Below are 15,785 nucleotides of genomic sequence, written 5' to 3'. Positions count from 1 at the left end.
CGGGCCCCTACCATTCGCCGCCGCCTTGGGTTAGGAACCGGTCCAAACCCCGAACCGGGGGGCCGAACGGAAGTCTGCGACATGAAATTTACCTTCTCCTGGCTCAAAGAGCATCTCGATACCCGCGCGACCCTCGGCGAGATCACCGAGGCGCTGACCGATCTGGGCCTTGAGGTCGAAGAGGTTTCCGATCCGGCGGCAAAGTTGAATTCCTTCACCCTTGCCAAGGTCTTGGAGGCGACACCTCATCCAGATGCGGACCGTCTGCGCGTCTGTCGCGTGCTGACGGACGAGGGCGAGAAACAGATCGTCTGCGGGGCTCCCAATGCCCGCGAGGGCATCACCGTCGTGCTCGCGAAGCCGGGCGATTACGTCCCCGGGATCGACACCACGCTGGCTATCGGCAGGATCCGCGGCGTCGAAAGCCACGGCATGATGGCGTCCGAGCGCGAACTGGAACTGTCGGACGAACACACCGGCATCATCGAACTTGCCTCGGGCGAGGTCGGGCAGAAATTCACCGACTGGCTGGCCGCCAACGCGCCCGAAAAGATCGACCCGATGATCTACATCAAGATCACCCCGAACCGCCCCGATGCGCTGGGTGTCCACGGCATCGCGCGCGATCTTGCCGCGCGGGGGCTGGGCGTTCTCAAGCCCGTCCGCGAGACCCGGATCCTGCCTGCATTCCCGTGCCCGATCAAGGTCAGTATCGACGCCGATGTGTCTGACAAGGCGCCGTTTTTCAGCGGTCGCGTGGTGCGCGGCCTGCGCAACGGTCCCAGCCCGGAATGGCTGCAAAAGCGCCTTCGCGCGATCGGTTTGCGGCCCATCAATGCCCTGGTCGATATCACCAATTTCTACACCTACGACCTGAACCGTCCCTTGCACGTCTTTGACGCCGCGAAGATCGAAGGCGACCTGACCCTGCGCGCGGCCCGTCCCGGCGAGCAGGTCGTCGCGCTTGATGACAAGACCTACAGCCTGCCTGAAGGTTGCGTGGTGATCTGCGACCGGAACGGGCCGGAAAGCATCGCCGGCGTCATGGGCGGGGCCGTGTCGGGTGCCAGTGACGAGACCACCGATGTCTTTATCGAAGCTGCGTATTTCGACCCGATCAGCACCGCTGCGACCGGTCGTGCGCTGAAGATCAACTCGGACGCACGCTATCGGTTCGAACGTGGAATCGATCCGAATTTCACGCTGCATGGCCTTGATCTGGCGACGCAAATGGTGATCGATCTGTGCGGGGGCGAAGCCTCCGAGGTGGTGACTGCCGGCGCCATTCCCGACAGCGACCGCGCCTACCGCCTGGACCCGGCGCGCACGACCAGTCTGGTCGGCCTCGACATTCCGGCCGTCACCCAGCGCGCGACGCTGAGCGCGCTCGGCTTTCGGCTGGAGGGTGACATGGCGCATGTGCCCTCGTGGCGCCCCGACGTGCTGGGCGAGGCCGATCTGGTCGAAGAGATCGCCCGCATCGCCAGCCTGACCAGGCTCGAGGGCAAGCCGATGCCGCGTCCGCAGCCCGGCGTTCCGAGGCCCGTCCTGACGCCCTTGCAGATGCGCGAGAAGGCCGCGCGGCGTCAGGCGGCGGCGCTGGGTTACAACGAATGCGTCACCTACAGTTTCATCGACGAGGCGGCGGCGACGCTGTTCGGCGGTGGCGGCGACGCGCTACGCGTCGACAATCCGATCAGCAGCGAGATGACCCATCTGCGCCCCGACCTGCTGCCCGGCCTGCTGGCCGCGGCCTCGCGCAACCAGGCACGCGGCTTTGCGGATCTTGCCCTGTTCGAGATCGGCCCGGTGTTCACCGGCGGCGAGCCGGGCGAACAGGCCACGCAACTGAGCGGTCTGCTGGTCGGCGCCAGCGCGCCGCGCGATCCGTTCGGCAGCCGCCGCAAGGTGGATATCTATGATGCCAGGGCGGATGCCGAGGCGGTGCTGGCCGCCATCGGCGCGCCCGCGAGGGCGCAGGTCAACCGCAAGCTGGATGGATGGTGGCACCCGGGCCGCGCCGGCAATATCGCGCTGGGGCCGAACGTGCTGGCCACGTTCGGAGAGATCCATCCCAGGGTCTTGCGCGCCGTCGACGTGAAGGGTCCGGCAGTGGGCTTCACGATCCACATCGCCAGCATCCCCTTCCCGAAGGCCCGCACCGCATCGCGCCCGGCGCTGGAGCTGCTGGAACTGCAATCGGTCGAGCGTGACTTTGCCTTCGTCGTCGATGCCCAGGTCGAGGCGATGACGCTTGTCAACGCCGCGCAAGGTGCCGACAAGGCGCTGATCCAGAGCGTGTCGGTCTTCGATCAGTTCACCGGGCTTGACGATGGCCGAAAGTCGATTGCCATCACCGCCCGGCTTCAGCCGCGCGGCAAGACGCTGACCGATGCCGAGATCGAGGCGGTGAGCCGGAAGATCATCGACAAGGTCGAGAAGGCCACCGGCGGCACGCTGCGCGCCTGACCACACAGGGATGGGGCGTCGAGGCCGCGCCATCGGGCACGCCTGCGTCTTCGGGATCGGCGCTATGCTGCCTGGTGACATGCGGAACCGGTCGTCAGGCTTCGTGACGCGTGGCGGATGCGGTCCGCTCCCTGCCGCTGGGGTGATGGCGAATGACCGCCTGCCCGACCTGCGCCGGACGGGTCTGCCGTCGATCGATCGATGCCGTTCACAGCGGCCCATCCCTGCGATCTGGCCGCCAGGATGATACACGGGGGATGATGGAGCGGGTGATGGGAATCGAACCCACGTATTCAGCTTGGAAGGCTGCTGCTCTACCATTGAGCTACACCCGCGTGCCCCATCTATAGGCGGGACGGCGCCGGGCTGCAAGCTGTCCGATGCCGTCTGCGTGGTCCCGGGGCGCAGATCGGACCCGGCGCAGCCTAGCGGCGACGCGCAAAAAATCCTTGCAGCAGCGCGCGCGACTGATCGGCGCAGATCCCGTCATAGACCTGCGGACGGTGGTGGCATTGGGGGTGATCGAAGACTCGCGCGCCATGCGCAACGCCGCCCATGCGGATGTCGGCGGCACCGTAATACAGCGTCTCGATCCGGGCGGCCGAAATGGCGGCGGCGCACATCGGGCAGGGTTCCAGCGTCACCCACAGCGCATGACCGGGCAGGCGTTCCGATCCTGCGGCGGCGCAGGCGGTGCGAATCGCAAGGATTTCGGCATGGGCGGTGGGGTCCGACAACTCGCGCGTGCGGTTTCCCGCCGCTGCGGCTATGCGACCCTCGGGGGATACCAGGACCGCGCCCACCGGAACCTCGCCGCGATCCGCGGCCGCACGCGCCTCGGCCAGAGCCTGCGCCATATGCGAGGTGAACGCCATTCCCGCTTGTCGCAAGCGCGTGACCGGCACGCAAGCCGGCAAAAGAATCCTTCCCCCGCGCCGGGCAAACCTCTAGTAAAGCGCCTTTGCCACCGCAGAGATGCGAAGGAGATTGTCGCCATGACCGACACACCCCGGAATTCCGACACACCCGCGAACTCGGACAAGCCCGCCGAGGCCGACCGGATCGCCAAGGTCATCGCGCGCGCCGGCGTCGCCAGCCGCCGCGAGGCCGAGCGCATGATCGTCGAGGGACGCGTGACGGTCAACGGCCGCAAGATCGACAGCCCGGCGCTGGATGTGCTGCCCGCGGACCGCATCACGGTTGACGGCAAGCAGCTGGATGAAAAGCAGGAAACCCGCCTCTGGCTGTATTACAAGCCGGTCGGACTGGTGACGACCGAATCTGACGAGAAGGGGCGCCAGACGATCTTTGACGCCTTGCCGCGCGACCTGCCGCGGGTGATGACGGTCGGCCGGCTTGACCTGACCTCCGAGGGGCTGCTGCTGCTGACCAACGATGGCGATCTGAAGCGGCGGCTGGAACTGCCCGCGACCGGCTGGTTGCGTCGCTATCGCGTGCGTGTGAACGGCAACCCCAGCGACATGACCTTCGCGCCCTTGCGCCGTGGCGTAGCCATCGATGGCGAGGATTTCGCACCGATGGAGATCAAGCTGGACAGCCAGCAGGGGGCGAACGCCTGGCTGACCGTCGGCATCCGCGAGGGCCGGAACCGAGAGATCCGGCGCGCGATGACGCATGTGGGGCTGCAGGTGAACCGGCTCATCCGCATCGGCTACGGTCCCTTCAAGCTGACCGGGCTGGAAAAGAATCAGGTTTCCGAGGTCAAGCGCCGCGTCTTGCGTGACCAGCTGGGCGGGCTGCTGACCGGCGAGGTGACCGAGAAGGACCGCGAGCTGCGTCCGCATGGCGCCGAGGGGGCCCGCAAACCCCGCGGGGCCGGCGACGAGCGCGGCGGGCCGCGTCAGCCCTTCCGCAAGTCGGAAGACGGAGCAGAGCGGCCGCGCCGCCATGATGATGCTGGCGGACGCCCGGCCGGCCCGAGGCCGGATCGTGCGCCCCGCTGGAGCAAGGATGGCGATGCGCCGCGCGGCCCGCGCCGCGATGACCGGGATGGCCAGAAGCCGCGCAGTTTCCGCGGCGGGGCCAAGCCCGCAGGCGAAGAGCCGCGCGGCGGCAAGCCCTGGGAAAAGGCGGATCGCCCGCGTGGCCCGCGTGCCGAGACCGGCGACCAGGCCGAGCGTCCGCGCCGCAGCTTTGCCGCGCGCACGGGCGGTGGGCAGGGCGACGAGCGTGCGGCGCCGCGCTATGACAAGCCGGCAGGCAAACCGGCAGGCAAACCGGCAGGCAAGCCCGGGACAGGTGGCAGCGGCTTTGCCAAGCCGGGCCGGCGCCCCGAGGGCGGCAAGCCGGCGTTCAAGGGGCCGCGCCCTGCGGGTCAGGGCGACGACACGTCGCGCACTGCCGGACCCAAGCCGGCGGGGCGGCCGGGAGGGTTCAAGCGATCGGGCCGCCCGGGGACGAATCCGGCCGGCAAGCCCGGCGGTCGCCCCACGGGAAAGCCGCGCAGCCCGCGTTCGTGACGCGGATGCGGTCTGGCCCTCTGTCTGCACCGGGCGCCTTTGCGCCCGGTCTTCATTTCGTCAGGATCAGTTTTCCGGCGCGCGTGATCCTGAGCTGATAGATCTGATCCTCCAGCACGATCAGGGCCTGATTGCCGCCGCGCGTCAGTTGATTCGCGTCATGCTGGGGGAGGCGCGCCAAGGCGCTGGTCGCGGAGGGTGAGAAATCGGCAGGGCGGGCGGCGGTCATGGTCAGCCTCTCTTGAATGTCGGACAGCAACACCCGAAAGCTGACAAATACCGTCAGAAATGTCAAAGTAAAATAGTCGGGATTTTCGCCGCGCCGCGCCGCAACCCGATCGCTCAACTCCTGGAAAGGCAATCTGTCAGCGCGTCGGCAAGCGCCTGCCGCGTATCGCGGTAGAGGTCGGGGCCCGGGTTCAGCGTTGCCCCGGTCGCGGCATCCGTGCCCTCGATCGCCGTCGCAATCAGCCGGGGATCGTGAGCATGTTCGGGAAAGGCGCAACGGGGCCCAGGCCGCGCGATCTTTTCCCGGACCAGGTTCAGCCGTGCCGCCGAGGGGGTGGTCGCATCTCCAGTGAGACCGCGATCGCTGGCCGCAGCCTGCCGTGCCGGGTGACCCCTTGCCTGCCAGTCCCATGCTCTTGATGCCGCCGAGGAGCGCTTGGCCGCACAGGGCGCAAGGCTGACACCCGTGCGCCGCCGCACGTTGGAAATCCTTCTGGAGGCGCACCGGGCGATGCGGGCCTGCGAGATGCTGGACCGACTGGCGGCCGAAGGTTTCGGGTGGCAGCCGCACGTCGCCTGTCGGGCGTTTGATTTTCGGGTCCAGTATGGTCTGGCGCACCGGCCGCAGCGACTGGTCCTGTCGGTCGCCCTTGCGGTGGTGGTCGCGCGGTCGATTCGCGTGGTCGGATCCCTGCCGATTTCGGCGATGCTGATCGTGCCCGCGGCGGCCGCGCGCGGATTTGCGCCGACGCCCGAAAGAATGGCGGTCGTTGCCGCCGCGATCGCGTCGGCATCCGTGCCTGGAGGGCTGGCGGCAAGCCTGTATCTGGACAGTCCGGCGGGCTCGTCCATCGTCACCGCCGCGGCGCTATCTTTCGTCCCCGGACAGTTTTTCGTCGCAATTAGTGCAATGCTGACGCAGGTTTACGCAGCGTCACACGCAGGTGAAGCCGAACCGTCGCCGATGTGCTGGCCAATATGCAACAGTGGACCCAAGCCGGTGGTGGAATTGATTTAATGCTGCTTTTCAACCGTCCGGTATTGTGTAACTGTCTCATCGATGTTGCCGGAGACGGCAGCTTTCAACGAAACGGAGCATGATCATGACCAAATTCGCTACATTCGCTGCCGCACTCGGCCTGACCGCAACTTCGGCTCTGGCCGGTGGCTACGTTGCCCCGATCGTCGACGTCGAGCCCGTCGTGGTGGAAGAACAGGCCGCCTCGTCGAACGCAGGCCTGGTTGTTCCCGCCCTGCTTCTGCTGGGCGTGATCGCCGCCATCGCCTCGGATGACGACGACAGCTGATTTCTGAACCGATCGGATCTTCCGATCTGTTCAAGGGGGCTGACCTTCGGGTCGGCCCCCTTTTCTTTGCCTCTGACGCCCGGGCCGCTGCGTGCCACCGGCGACCGCGCATGACGGGAAACCGGGCCCAGATGAAAGAACCGGCCCTCGACGGGGCCGGTTCTTTCCTGGATGCAACGACCGGGGCTTTCTCAGGGTCGCAGGGTCTGTACCGTCACATAGCCAAGCGCGGGTCCGATCCACTGGCGCGAGACGACGATCTGTCCGCCCTGCACCAGATAGCTGTTCTGGAAATCGGCGCCATGTCCCCGGCAGCTTTCGACGATCACGCCTGGCTTGCCGCCCGCACCCACCGTGCAGTTGAATTGCAACGGGCGTTCCAGCCCGTCGCCGCTGAAATAGCGCATCACGCGCTGGCCGTTGCCCGACGCGCCCGACCGGATCAGAGCTTCGGTTTCCGGTTCGGCCACCGAAAGGTCGTTGCCCAGTCCTCGCGTGCCGACCAGCATGCCGCCGCGCAGGATCAACGCCTCTTCCGCCGGCGTCATGTAGGTGCGCGTTCCACCGTTCTGCCCGGTCATCGCCATGATCTGGGTCTTTCCAAGCGATTCAAAGCCGGCCAGGATCAGCGGGCCGGGATTCACGCGCAGCGCCTCGGCTGCGCGCTCATCCGGGGACTTTTCGGGCGCGGTCGGCTGGCCGGACGCCCGGCGCGCGGCAACCGCCTGCTGCGCGGTCTGTGCCAGAACGCCAAGGGGGCCGGAGCCGGTTTCGTCCTCACTGCCGTTGCCGCAGGCGGACAGCGAGGCCAGCGCAACCGCCGCCAGCGTCATCTTGCGTGCAGGTTTCATCGCCAGAACCTCCCCCAGCCTTCATAAAGTTTGACGGAATGGCTGTCGCGCACGCGGTCATAGAGGCGGCCGTTCACGTTCAACTGCGCGCCACCGTCGCGCGACAGGGATCTCAGCGTGGTCGTCGTGCGCTCACGCGAGGGCTGTCCGGTGGCCCAGCTCAGCGGGATCGACAGGGTTATGCCCTTGTCGAAGCTGCCCTCGCCGAATTCCTCGGCCGAAAGGTCGGTCTTGGTCACGAAGGCCCCGATCTGCCAGCCATTCGCGAACTCGCGGGTCAGCGTCAGCGTGGCCCCCTTGTCGCCGGCCAGATACTTGCCAAGATCAAGCTGCGCCGTGAACCCTTGGGTCAATTCGTAGTAGGCCGAGACATGGCCCATCGTCACCTCGTAGTCGCGGAAGTCCACCAGCTGATCGAAGTCACGCTTGCGGACCCGGTTGACCTCGGCCCCGAACGCCAGCGGCGAGTCGGCGGGCTTCCACAACACCTCGGCCGAGACGCCGCCATAGGCGCGCTCCAGCAGGCCGCCGGTCACCCGGGTGTAGATGTTTCTCGCAGGCTTGGCATACCAGGCCAGGGTCAGTTCCGGGATCACCGGATCGCTGTTGCCGGTATACATCCGCGTGTCCGAGCGGACGCGCGGCACGCCCTCGGGCGTGGTCTCGAGGGCGGGATCGGCGAGATACTCTTCGGGCGTGTAATACTGGCCACGCGTGCCGGGCAGCCCGATGGCGGGCCCGCGCTGGTCGATATTGCCGAAAGCGCGCTGGCGCAGGGCGCCGGTTGCCACCAGCCCCGGCAAGATCTCGTAGCTGGCGCGGGCCTCGCCGCCGACTTCGTAGGTCAGTCCGTCCTCGGCGCTGAAGATGCCCAGGTCCAGATAGGGTTTCAGGCTCCAGCGGAAACGCGGATACACGCCCTCGCTGCGGACCAGATCGCCCGGAAAGGGGTCCGCGTCGGTGACGGCCGAGGCGGCCGCGATCCGACCCGCCTCGGTATTCTCAAGCCGTTCGACATCCGATCGGCGCAGCGTGACCGACGAGGTCGGCACCCCATCCGAGGTCGATGTGATCACCAGCGTCTCGACCGAGGCTGGCAGCGCGCGGGTCATCAGCCGCGCGGTGCGGCCCACCGCCTCGGCCTGGTTGATATAGCGCTGGTTGCGGATCCGAACCTCGGCGCGGTTCGCGGACAGCGCCATGGACTGCAGGATCTGACCTTCCTTGGCCAGCGCATCGCCAAGCGCCTTCTGGATCGCGGGCTGGGCCGTCGGGTCCTGGGACCATTGGCCCGACCATCCTTCGGGATCGGCTGCGGGTGACGGCCTCGGACGCACGGGCGCCGGCGCCTTCTCCAGCCCTGACGGGTACGGAGCATCGCGCGGATTCAGCAGAACCGAGAACTGCGCCCCGAACGTCTTGCCGCCAATGGTGTAAAGGCCCAGCTCGTAATTGCGGCCCGGGCGGTAATAGGCCGCGAGGTTGACGTTGCTGTCCGGCGCCTCGCCTTGCTGGAATTCCCGGCCATTGCTGTAGGTGGCGACGTAGTTGTCGTTGGAGTATTCGGCCACCAGGCTGAGCCTGTCATTGACCTGCCAGCTGATCGAGCCGAACGGCTTGGCACCGCCCGTGAACAGTTGATCCAGGTTCGGTGTCCCGCCCTCATCGTTCACGTCGATGGTCCGGTTCCTGCCGGCCAGAGTGCCCCAGCCCAGCCCGGCCGAGGCGCGGACGGTCGGCGTGATGTTCCGGGTCGCGACAATATACTCGCCCGAATAGACGCCGGTCCCGAGAAAGTCGCGCAGCCCGACCGCGACCGCCGGTCGCCAGCCCTGCTCATCCACGATCTGGTAGCGCAGGTCGAGCGAGCGATCCGAGATATAGCCTTCGCGTCGAAAGTCGTTGATGCCGTCGATCCGGGAATAGCGAAGCACGGTGGTCAGACCGGGCAGTGCCTGGAAGGTGACATTGCCCCGCCGACCGTAATCGGACCACGACACGGTCGCGCCAAGCGTCCCGTCGGGCAGCGTTTCGGCGGTGGGGGTGTCGATGCCGCCTGGCAGGCCATAGGTCGACATGTTGCGCCCAAGCATCGGGTCGGCGACTGCGACAGAGGATACCGAGCCAGCAAGCATCGCGGCGGGAAGAACCGTTGCCATCAGGCGTCTGACAAGAAGGGATCGGCGCATCGGATATCCTCGTTCAGCGTTTGTCAGCATCATAGTCGCAAAGCCCGGCCGATGCAGCCCGCCGGCGTATCTTGGCCGGCAGAGTGCGTCATCTGCGCCGCATGGGTTGCAACGCCATCATTCGTCCGTCGTCTCGGCCTCCGCCGGCGCCGACGGCTGGGCCGGAATGGTCGGCGGGGTCGAGGGCAGCCGCATCGGAAGGTCCGGCAGGGGCGTCATGCCGCCATCCGTCGCGGGCGCGCTGGTTCCGGTCGCCGGTGCCGTGCTGGCCGGCCCGGTCGTGCTGTCGGGTGCGGTCACGGCGGGTGCTTCGGGGGCCGGGGTTTCGGCGGGTGCAGAGGTCGGCACCGGTGCGGCGGTCGGGCGGGTGGCGGCCGGTTTCGGCGCGGCTGTGCGGGTCGTGCGCGGCGCGGCCGGGGCGGGCGCCGTCGTCGCCGAAACGGCCGCCGCGACCTCGGCCGAAGCCGGACCCGCGCAGCCGCGATTGGTGCGGCCCGAAACCTTCAGTTCGGCCGACATCGGGAATCGCTCGCCGGACATGCTGTCCTGGCAGGGGGTGCCGCGAACCGTGAGGGCAAAGGGCCGACCATTCAGCACGCCAATATATTCGACGCCTTCGGCGAAGGCCAGGCGCGAGACACGCACCGCGCGCCCCCGCTGGTTGTCGGGTGTCTTGTAGATCGCCGTGCTGCCTGCGGCATCCACCGCCCAGAACGGCTCGTTGCCACGGGCGCTGAAGGCCGCGGTGTTGTAGGTCATGGCCTCTGCCGTCGAGAGAGGCCGTGCTTCGGCGCCGGTCTCGATCGGCTGGTCCAGAGGCGACACGCCCGGTGGTCCCTTGTGGCCTTCGGCCTGGGGCTCTTCCTGTTGGCCCAGTCCGGGAAGGCCGGTGCCTTCGCAGGCGGCGACGGACAGGGTCAGAAGGGCAATGAGTGCAAGACGCGAGGACATCGGGCGGCCTTTTCGGTATGGATCACTGTTCGCCAAGCGTTAGCAACCGCCGGTCTCAGGGGCAAGCGCCGCGCCCTGACAATGGCGACAGATCGCCGCAACCGGGCTCAGCAGTTCGGTACGTTCACCGCAAGCCCGCCAAGTGAGGTTTCCTTGTACTTCTCGCTCATGTCGCGGCCGGTCTGGCGCATCGTCTCGATCGCGGCGTCCAGCGGCACGAAATGCGTGCCGTCGCCGCGCATGGCCAGGCTGGCCGCGCTGACAGCCTTGATGGCGCCCAGTCCGTTGCGTTCGATGCACGGCACCTGCACCAGGCCCCTCACCGGATCGCAGGTCATTCCCAGATGGTGCTCCAGCGCGATCTCTGCTGCGTTCTCGACCTGCTGGGGCGTGCCCCCCAGCACCGCGGCCAGTCCGGCCGCGGCCATGGCGGCCGCACTGCCCACCTCGGCCTGACAGCCGCATTCCGCGCCCGAGATCGAGGCGTTGTGCTTGATGAGCCCGCCGACGGCCGCTGCCGTCAGCAGGAAGTCCGGCAATTCGCGCTCGGTCGCGCCGGGCACATGGTCCAGCCAGTAGCGGATGACGGACGGAAGGGTGCCGGCGGCGCCATTGGTCGGGGCGGTCACGACCTGGCCGCCGGCGGCATTCTCCTCGTTGACGGCCATCGCATAGGTCGACATCCAGTCGTTGATGACGTGCGGAGCCGTCAGGTTCATGCCGCGCTCTGCCATCAGCTTTTCGTGGATCGCGCGGGCACGCCGACGCACGTTCAGACCGCCGGGCAGGGTGCCGCCGGTCGTCAGCCCGCGATCCATGCAGTCGCGCATCACTTGCCAGATCCGCGCAATCCCGTCGCGCAGCTCGGCCTCGCTGCGGAAGACCAGCTCGTTGGCGCGCTTCATCTGGGCGATGGACAGGCCCGATCTTTCAGCCATCGCCAGCATCTCTTCGGCGCTGGCGAACGGGTAGGGAACGCTGGACGACGCATCGCTGCGGTCCTCGTCACCCTTGCGGGCCAGTTCCTCTTCGGTCAGCACGAAGCCACCGCCGACCGAATAATAGACCTGACGAAAGATCACGTCGCCCTGCGCGTCGGTCGCCGAAAGCGTCATGCCGTTCGCGTGACCGGGCAGCGCGTGGTCATAGTCGAAGCGCAGGTCGGTGTCGGGGTCGAACTGCATCGGGCCCAGGCCTTCGGGGGTCAGCAGATGCGTCTCGCGATTGGCGGCCAGCGCGGCCTCGGCGGCCTCGGCATCCATGCTGTCGGGCACGAATCCCGCAAGACCGAGAATGGTCGCGCGGTCGGTGGCGTGTCCCTTTCCGGTAAAGGCAAGGCTGCCGTGCAGGCTGGCCTTCAGCCCGTGGGCCCGGAACGGCTGCTGGCGAAGCGCGTCCAGAAACCGCGCTCCCGCGACCATCGGCCCCATGGTGTGGGAAGACGACGGACCGACGCCCACCTTGAACAGATCAAACACCGACAGAAACATGCGGCCCCCTTGCGACTTCGCTGGCATCTAATCAGCAGCGGGGCGGCGATACCACCACGGATGCGACGCTTGCACGGGATAGTTGCGACATGGGCGAGGGCTCGCCACTGCCTGAAAAAGTTGCTAACTGTCTAATTAATGTGCAATAGCGGTCGGGCCGCAGGCGGCCGGGGCCGGGGCCGGGGTGCGGTCCTTGCGGCGCGGCCGAGCCAGGGTGAAGGAACATATCATGCATTTGCCCGCCCCGATCATCCTTGGCGACACGCGACTGGGACCGCCGGTGTTTCTGGCACCGATGGCGGGGATTACCGACCTGCCGTTCCGGCGGGCCGTGGCGCGCCATGGGGCCGGATTGATGGTCAGCGAAATGGTCACCTCGACCGAGATCGTGACGCACCGACCCTCGACGCGGGCTTCGGTGCGCGCCAAGGCCCTGACCGAGGGCGCCCTGCCCGTCAGTGTCCAGATCGCCGGCCGCGAGGCCGGGGCCATGGCCGAGACCGCGCGCATCGTCGAGGCAATGGGCGCGCGGATCATCGACATCAACATGGGCTGCCCGGCCAGGAAGGTGACCGGCGGCTTGTCGGGGGCGGCGCTGATGCGCGATCTGGACCATGCGCTTGGTCTGATCGACGCGGTGGTCGGCGCGGTCAGCGTACCGGTGACGCTGAAGATGCGGCTTGGCTGGGACGATGACAGCCTGAACGCTCCCGAACTGGCGCGGCGCGCGACCGACGCCGGGGTGCGGATGCTGACCGTCCATGGCCGGACGCGCGCGCAGTTCTACAAGGGTCGCGCCGACTGGTCGCGGATTGCCGAGGTCGCGAATATTCCCAACCGACCGCCGCTGGTCGCCAACGGCGATATCGTGGACGCGCAGGCGGCGCTGGCGGCAATCGCTGCCTCGGGCGCCGAAGCGGTCATGGTGGGGCGGGGCGCGCAGGGTGCGCCCTGGCGGCTGGCGAGGATCGCCCACCAGATCTGGGGCACGCCGGCACCCGACATTCCCACCGGCGCGGCCTTGGCCGATGCGGTCCAGGAGCATTACGAGGATATCCTCGCTTTCTATGGCGCCCAGCTTGGGCTGCGCGTCGCCCGCAAGCATCTTGGCTGGTATGCCGAAGCCAACGGCGCCCCCTTGCGCGCCGAGATGCTGCGCGCCGACAGCCCCGCGGCGGCGATCGCGCTGATCCGGCGGGGATTCGCAGATGCCGGGGGGATGGCGGCATGACCTGCCCGCGGCCGGCCGATTTCCGCGAGGCTCGCCCCGGTCCCGGCTGGGAGGCGCTGCCGCTGCCGACGCTGATCCTTGACCAGAAGGGGCGCGTCGCGGCCATGAACGATGCGGCCGAGATCTGGCTGAACCTCTCGCGCAATTCGACCATCGGCAAGGCGTTCGAGGGGGACCCCATCGCCAAGCGGCTGAGGGTCAGCCCCTCGCTTCGCCCGCTGATCGGCCGGGTCCTGAGCAGCGACGAGGCCCTGTATCAGGCCGATGTCCGCTTCGAGATCGGCGACCGTGCGGGTGGCCACCAGGACCGGCACGCCGCCGTCCATGCGGGACCGGCGGGCGATTCCGGAGGCGCGGTGATCTTGCTTCTGGTGCCTCTGGAGGATGCCGGGCTGCACCATCAAAGCCGCGCCGTCCGGACCGCGGCCCGCAGCGCCATCGGCATGGCCGAAATGCTGGCACATGAGATCAAGAACCCGCTGGCGGGCATCCGCGGCGCCGCGCAGGTGATGGCCATGAACGCCTCGCCCGACGACCGCGAGATGGCCGAGATGATCGTCAGCGAAACGCGCCGCATCGTGACTCTGCTGGAGCAGGTGGAACGATTCGGGGACACCTCGGCGCCCAGGCTGGTGCCGGTCAATATCCACGACGTTCTGGAGAAGGTCCGCCGTTCGGCGCAGGTCGGATTTGCCAAGCGCGTCCGGATCCTGGCCGATTACGACCCCTCGCTGCCGCCCGCCCTGGCCGATCCCGACCAGCTGACACAGGTCTGCCTGAACCTTGTGAAGAATGCGGCCGAGGCGCTGGCAGGCGTCGCAAGGCCGACCATCCGGCTGCACAGCGCATATGACCACACGCTGCGCCTGCCACCGGAGGACGGCGATCCGGGCGGCCGGCCGTTGCCCTTGCAGATCGTGATCGAGGATAACGGCCCCGGGCTGCCCCCGGCGATCGCAGACCAGATCTTCGAACCTTTCGTGTCGGGGCGCGAGAACGGCACCGGGCTGGGGCTTGCTCTGGTCAGCAAGATCATCACCGACCACGGGGCGCTGATCCGGGTGGACAGCCGACCGGGACGCACCGCATTTCGCATTTCCCTGCCCAAGGCATAAGGACCCAGACCATGGACGGAACCGTTCTGATCGCTGACGATGATCGCACCATCCGCACCGTGCTGACACAGGCGCTGACGCGTGCCGGTTGCCGGGTCCACGCGACAGGCAGCCTGGCGCAGCTGTCGAAATGGGTGGAGGAGGGGCGCGGCGATCTGGTCATCACCGACGTGATGATGCCCGACGGCAACGGCATCGATCGTATCCCCGCCATCCGAGAGGCGCGGCCCGATCTGCCGGTGATCGTGATCTCGGCCCAGAACACCATCGTCACCGCCATCCGCGCGACCGAGGCAGAGGCGTTCGAATACCTGCCCAAGCCCTTCGACCTGCCCGACCTGATGAGCAAGGCCAATCAGGCCCTGTCGCGCAAGCCGCGCAAGTCCGATCCTGTCCCGGACGCCGCGCCGGCCCCGCGCGTCGCCGCCGATCCCGCGATGCCGCTGATCGGACATGCGCCGGCGATGCAGGCGCTGTTCCGGATGGTCGCCCGGGTGCTGAACGCCGACCTGCCGGTTCTGATCGCCGGCGAACCGGGGGTCGGCAAGTCCACCATCGCGCGGTCTTTCCACGAATTGTCGGATCGGCGCGAGGCGGGTCTGGCGTTCCTGACCTCGGCCGATGCCGGCGAGGACGCCGTCAGCCGTGCCGCCGAGAAGGCGCGTGCCGGGACCCTGGTGATCGAGAACCCGGCCGGGTTCGACACGGCTGCCCAGGCGCGGCTGATCGGTCTGATCGAGGCGATGGAATCAAGCCCTGAACGGACCAGCGCGCCGCGCATCGTGGCGACGACCGGTCCCGATCCGCAGGCCGATGTGTCGTCCGGGCGCCTGCGCTCGGATCTTTATTACCGGCTGGCCGGGGTGACGGTGGCGGTGCCGCCGCTGCGGGCCCGCGTCGATGACATCCTGCCGCTGGCCTCGCATCTGCTGGCACGCGCCGTGGCACAAGGCCTTCCGGACCGAAGCCTTGCTGACGAGGCGTCGGCCCTGCTGCGCGCCCATCCCTTTCCGGGCAATGTCCGCGAACTGGAAAACATGATGCGCCGTCTGGCCCTGACCGCAAGCGGCCAGGTCATTACCGCTGCCGAGATGCGCGAGGCGCTGAGCCAGCAGTCGGTGCCGCACGCCCCGGCATTGTCCTCGGTGCCTGCGGCGCCGGTCGATACCGGCGCCGCAGGCACCACGCCTCTGGCGTCGGGCCATGGCCGGCTGTCCGATTCGGTCGAGGCCCATCTGCAACGCTATTTCGACCTGCACGGCGACGCGCTGCCGCCGCCGGGCCTCTACGACCGGATCCTGCGCGAGGTCGAACGCCCGTTGTTGCAGGTCGCGCTGGACGCAACCGGCGGGAATCAGCTGCGTTGCGCCGATTTGCTGGGGATAAACCGCAATACCCTGCGCAAAAAGCTGACCGAGCTGAATATCGAGGTGACACGCCGCCGCAAACTGATGTAAAACCGCCACAGGTGGCA

The 15,785-nt window shown here is 67.8% G+C and carries 12 protein-coding genes, 1 tRNA gene and 1 pseudogene; 7 read left to right on the top strand and 7 right to left on the bottom strand.

Annotation, left to right across the window (positions count from 1 at the left end; translation table 11 throughout):
- Positions 1-81 precede the first annotated feature (81 nt).
- The gene (pheT, locus tag L1965_RS02255) at positions 82-2,469 is read left to right on the top strand and encodes a phenylalanine--tRNA ligase subunit beta (protein ID WP_235754771.1); all 2,388 of its coding nucleotides are present in this window, start codon (positions 82-84) and stop codon (positions 2,467-2,469) included.
- 261 nt (positions 2,470-2,730) lie between these two features.
- Here pheT and L1965_RS02250 read toward each other — a convergent pair.
- Positions 2,731-2,804, bottom strand: a tRNA-Gly gene (locus L1965_RS02250).
- Between the two features lie 90 nt (positions 2,805-2,894).
- The gene (locus L1965_RS02245) at positions 2,895-3,344 is read right to left on the bottom strand and encodes a nucleoside deaminase (protein WP_235754770.1); all 450 of its coding nucleotides are present in this window, start codon (positions 3,342-3,344) and stop codon (positions 2,895-2,897) included.
- A 120-nt stretch (positions 3,345-3,464) separates the two neighbouring features.
- Here L1965_RS02245 and L1965_RS02240 point away from each other — a divergent pair, with 120 nt between their 5' ends.
- Positions 3,465-4,949: a pseudouridine synthase gene (locus tag L1965_RS02240; RefSeq protein WP_235754769.1), complete on the top strand. Its 1,485-nt coding sequence runs from the start codon at positions 3,465-3,467 to the stop codon at positions 4,947-4,949.
- A gap of 52 nt (positions 4,950-5,001) precedes the next feature.
- Here the strand turns inward: L1965_RS02240 and hemP are convergent, their stop codons facing one another.
- Positions 5,002-5,178, bottom strand: coding sequence for a hemin uptake protein HemP (gene hemP, locus L1965_RS02235; protein WP_235754990.1), 177 nt, complete (start codon positions 5,176-5,178; stop codon positions 5,002-5,004).
- Positions 5,179-5,592: 414 nt separating this feature from the next.
- Between hemP and L1965_RS16020 the strand changes: the two are divergent.
- Together L1965_RS16020 and L1965_RS02220 are read left to right on the top strand one after the other, a co-directional pair.
- Positions 5,593-6,195: pseudogene (locus L1965_RS16020) on the top strand (metal ABC transporter permease); the annotation flags it as partial.
- 85 nt (positions 6,196-6,280) lie between these two features.
- On the top strand, positions 6,281-6,484 hold the full coding sequence (locus tag L1965_RS02220) for a hypothetical protein (RefSeq protein WP_439332033.1): 204 nt from the start codon (positions 6,281-6,283) through the stop codon (positions 6,482-6,484).
- Positions 6,485-6,675: 191 nt separating this feature from the next.
- On the opposite strand, the gene L1965_RS02215 is transcribed toward L1965_RS02220, so the two are convergent.
- From L1965_RS02215 to L1965_RS02200, 4 genes are all read right to left on the bottom strand, one after another.
- Positions 6,676-7,335, bottom strand: a complete 660-nt coding sequence (locus L1965_RS02215; RefSeq protein ID WP_235754767.1) for a YjbF family lipoprotein — start codon at positions 7,333-7,335, stop codon at positions 6,676-6,678.
- Complete coding sequence (locus L1965_RS02210) at positions 7,332-9,524, bottom strand: YjbH domain-containing protein (protein ID WP_235754766.1); 2,193 nt, start codon at positions 9,522-9,524, stop codon at positions 7,332-7,334. Before L1965_RS02210 ends, L1965_RS02215 begins: the two co-directional genes overlap by 4 nt.
- A gap of 117 nt (positions 9,525-9,641) precedes the next feature.
- Positions 9,642-10,475, bottom strand: coding sequence for a COG3650 family protein (locus L1965_RS02205; RefSeq protein ID WP_235754765.1), 834 nt, complete (start codon positions 10,473-10,475; stop codon positions 9,642-9,644).
- A gap of 107 nt (positions 10,476-10,582) precedes the next feature.
- A complete protein-coding gene (locus tag L1965_RS02200) occupies positions 10,583-11,965 on the bottom strand; it encodes an L-serine ammonia-lyase (protein WP_235754764.1) in 1,383 nt (460 codons plus the stop codon).
- Between the two features lie 229 nt (positions 11,966-12,194).
- Here L1965_RS02200 and dusB point away from each other — a divergent pair, with 229 nt between their 5' ends.
- Genes dusB through L1965_RS02185 form a run of 3 tightly spaced genes read left to right on the top strand, consistent with a single transcriptional unit; the run spans position 12,195 to position 15,768 of the window.
- Positions 12,195-13,196: a tRNA dihydrouridine synthase DusB gene (gene dusB, locus L1965_RS02195; RefSeq protein ID WP_235754763.1), complete on the top strand. Its 1,002-nt coding sequence runs from the start codon at positions 12,195-12,197 to the stop codon at positions 13,194-13,196.
- Positions 13,193-14,311 carry a two-component system sensor histidine kinase NtrB gene (locus tag L1965_RS02190; RefSeq protein WP_235754762.1) on the top strand — a complete coding sequence of 373 codons (1,119 nt, stop codon included), beginning with the start codon at positions 13,193-13,195 and terminating at the stop codon, positions 14,309-14,311. Before dusB ends, L1965_RS02190 begins: the two co-directional genes overlap by 4 nt.
- 11 nt (positions 14,312-14,322) lie before the next feature.
- Entirely contained in the window at positions 14,323-15,768 is a 1,446-nt protein-coding gene (locus tag L1965_RS02185; RefSeq protein WP_235754761.1) for a response regulator, read from the top strand.
- The last annotated feature ends 17 nt before the right edge of the window (positions 15,769-15,785 follow it).

Origin of the sequence: Paracoccus salsus, assembly GCF_021556615.1 — a bacterium.
Lineage (GTDB): Bacteria > Pseudomonadota > Alphaproteobacteria > Rhodobacterales > Rhodobacteraceae > Paracoccus > Paracoccus salsus.
This window is presented reverse-complemented; position numbering and strand designations above follow the sequence as displayed.

What these genes read in the sequence shown, in the direction of transcription:
- pheT (WP_235754771.1), top strand. Translation starts at nt 82, where the DNA reads ATGAAATTTACCTTCTCCTGGCTCAAAGAGCATCTCGATACCCGCGCG.
- L1965_RS02245 (WP_235754770.1), bottom strand. Translation starts at nt 3,344, where the DNA reads ATGGCGTTCACCTCGCATATGGCGCAGGCTCTGGCCGAGGCGCGTGCG.
- L1965_RS02240 (WP_235754769.1), top strand. Translation starts at nt 3,465, where the DNA reads ATGACCGACACACCCCGGAATTCCGACACACCCGCGAACTCGGACAAG.
- hemP (WP_235754990.1), bottom strand. Translation starts at nt 5,178, where the DNA reads ATGACCGCCGCCCGCCCTGCCGATTTCTCACCCTCCGCGACCAGCGCC.
- L1965_RS02220 (WP_439332033.1), top strand. Translation starts at nt 6,281, where the DNA reads ATGACCAAATTCGCTACATTCGCTGCCGCACTCGGCCTGACCGCAACT.
- L1965_RS02215 (WP_235754767.1), bottom strand. Translation starts at nt 7,335, where the DNA reads ATGAAACCTGCACGCAAGATGACGCTGGCGGCGGTTGCGCTGGCCTCG.
- L1965_RS02210 (WP_235754766.1), bottom strand. Translation starts at nt 9,524, where the DNA reads ATGCGCCGATCCCTTCTTGTCAGACGCCTGATGGCAACGGTTCTTCCC.
- L1965_RS02205 (WP_235754765.1), bottom strand. Translation starts at nt 10,475, where the DNA reads ATGTCCTCGCGTCTTGCACTCATTGCCCTTCTGACCCTGTCCGTCGCC.
- L1965_RS02200 (WP_235754764.1), bottom strand. Translation starts at nt 11,965, where the DNA reads ATGTTTCTGTCGGTGTTTGATCTGTTCAAGGTGGGCGTCGGTCCGTCG.
- dusB (WP_235754763.1), top strand. Translation starts at nt 12,195, where the DNA reads ATGCATTTGCCCGCCCCGATCATCCTTGGCGACACGCGACTGGGACCG.
- L1965_RS02190 (WP_235754762.1), top strand. Translation starts at nt 13,193, where the DNA reads ATGACCTGCCCGCGGCCGGCCGATTTCCGCGAGGCTCGCCCCGGTCCC.
- L1965_RS02185 (WP_235754761.1), top strand. Translation starts at nt 14,323, where the DNA reads ATGGACGGAACCGTTCTGATCGCTGACGATGATCGCACCATCCGCACC.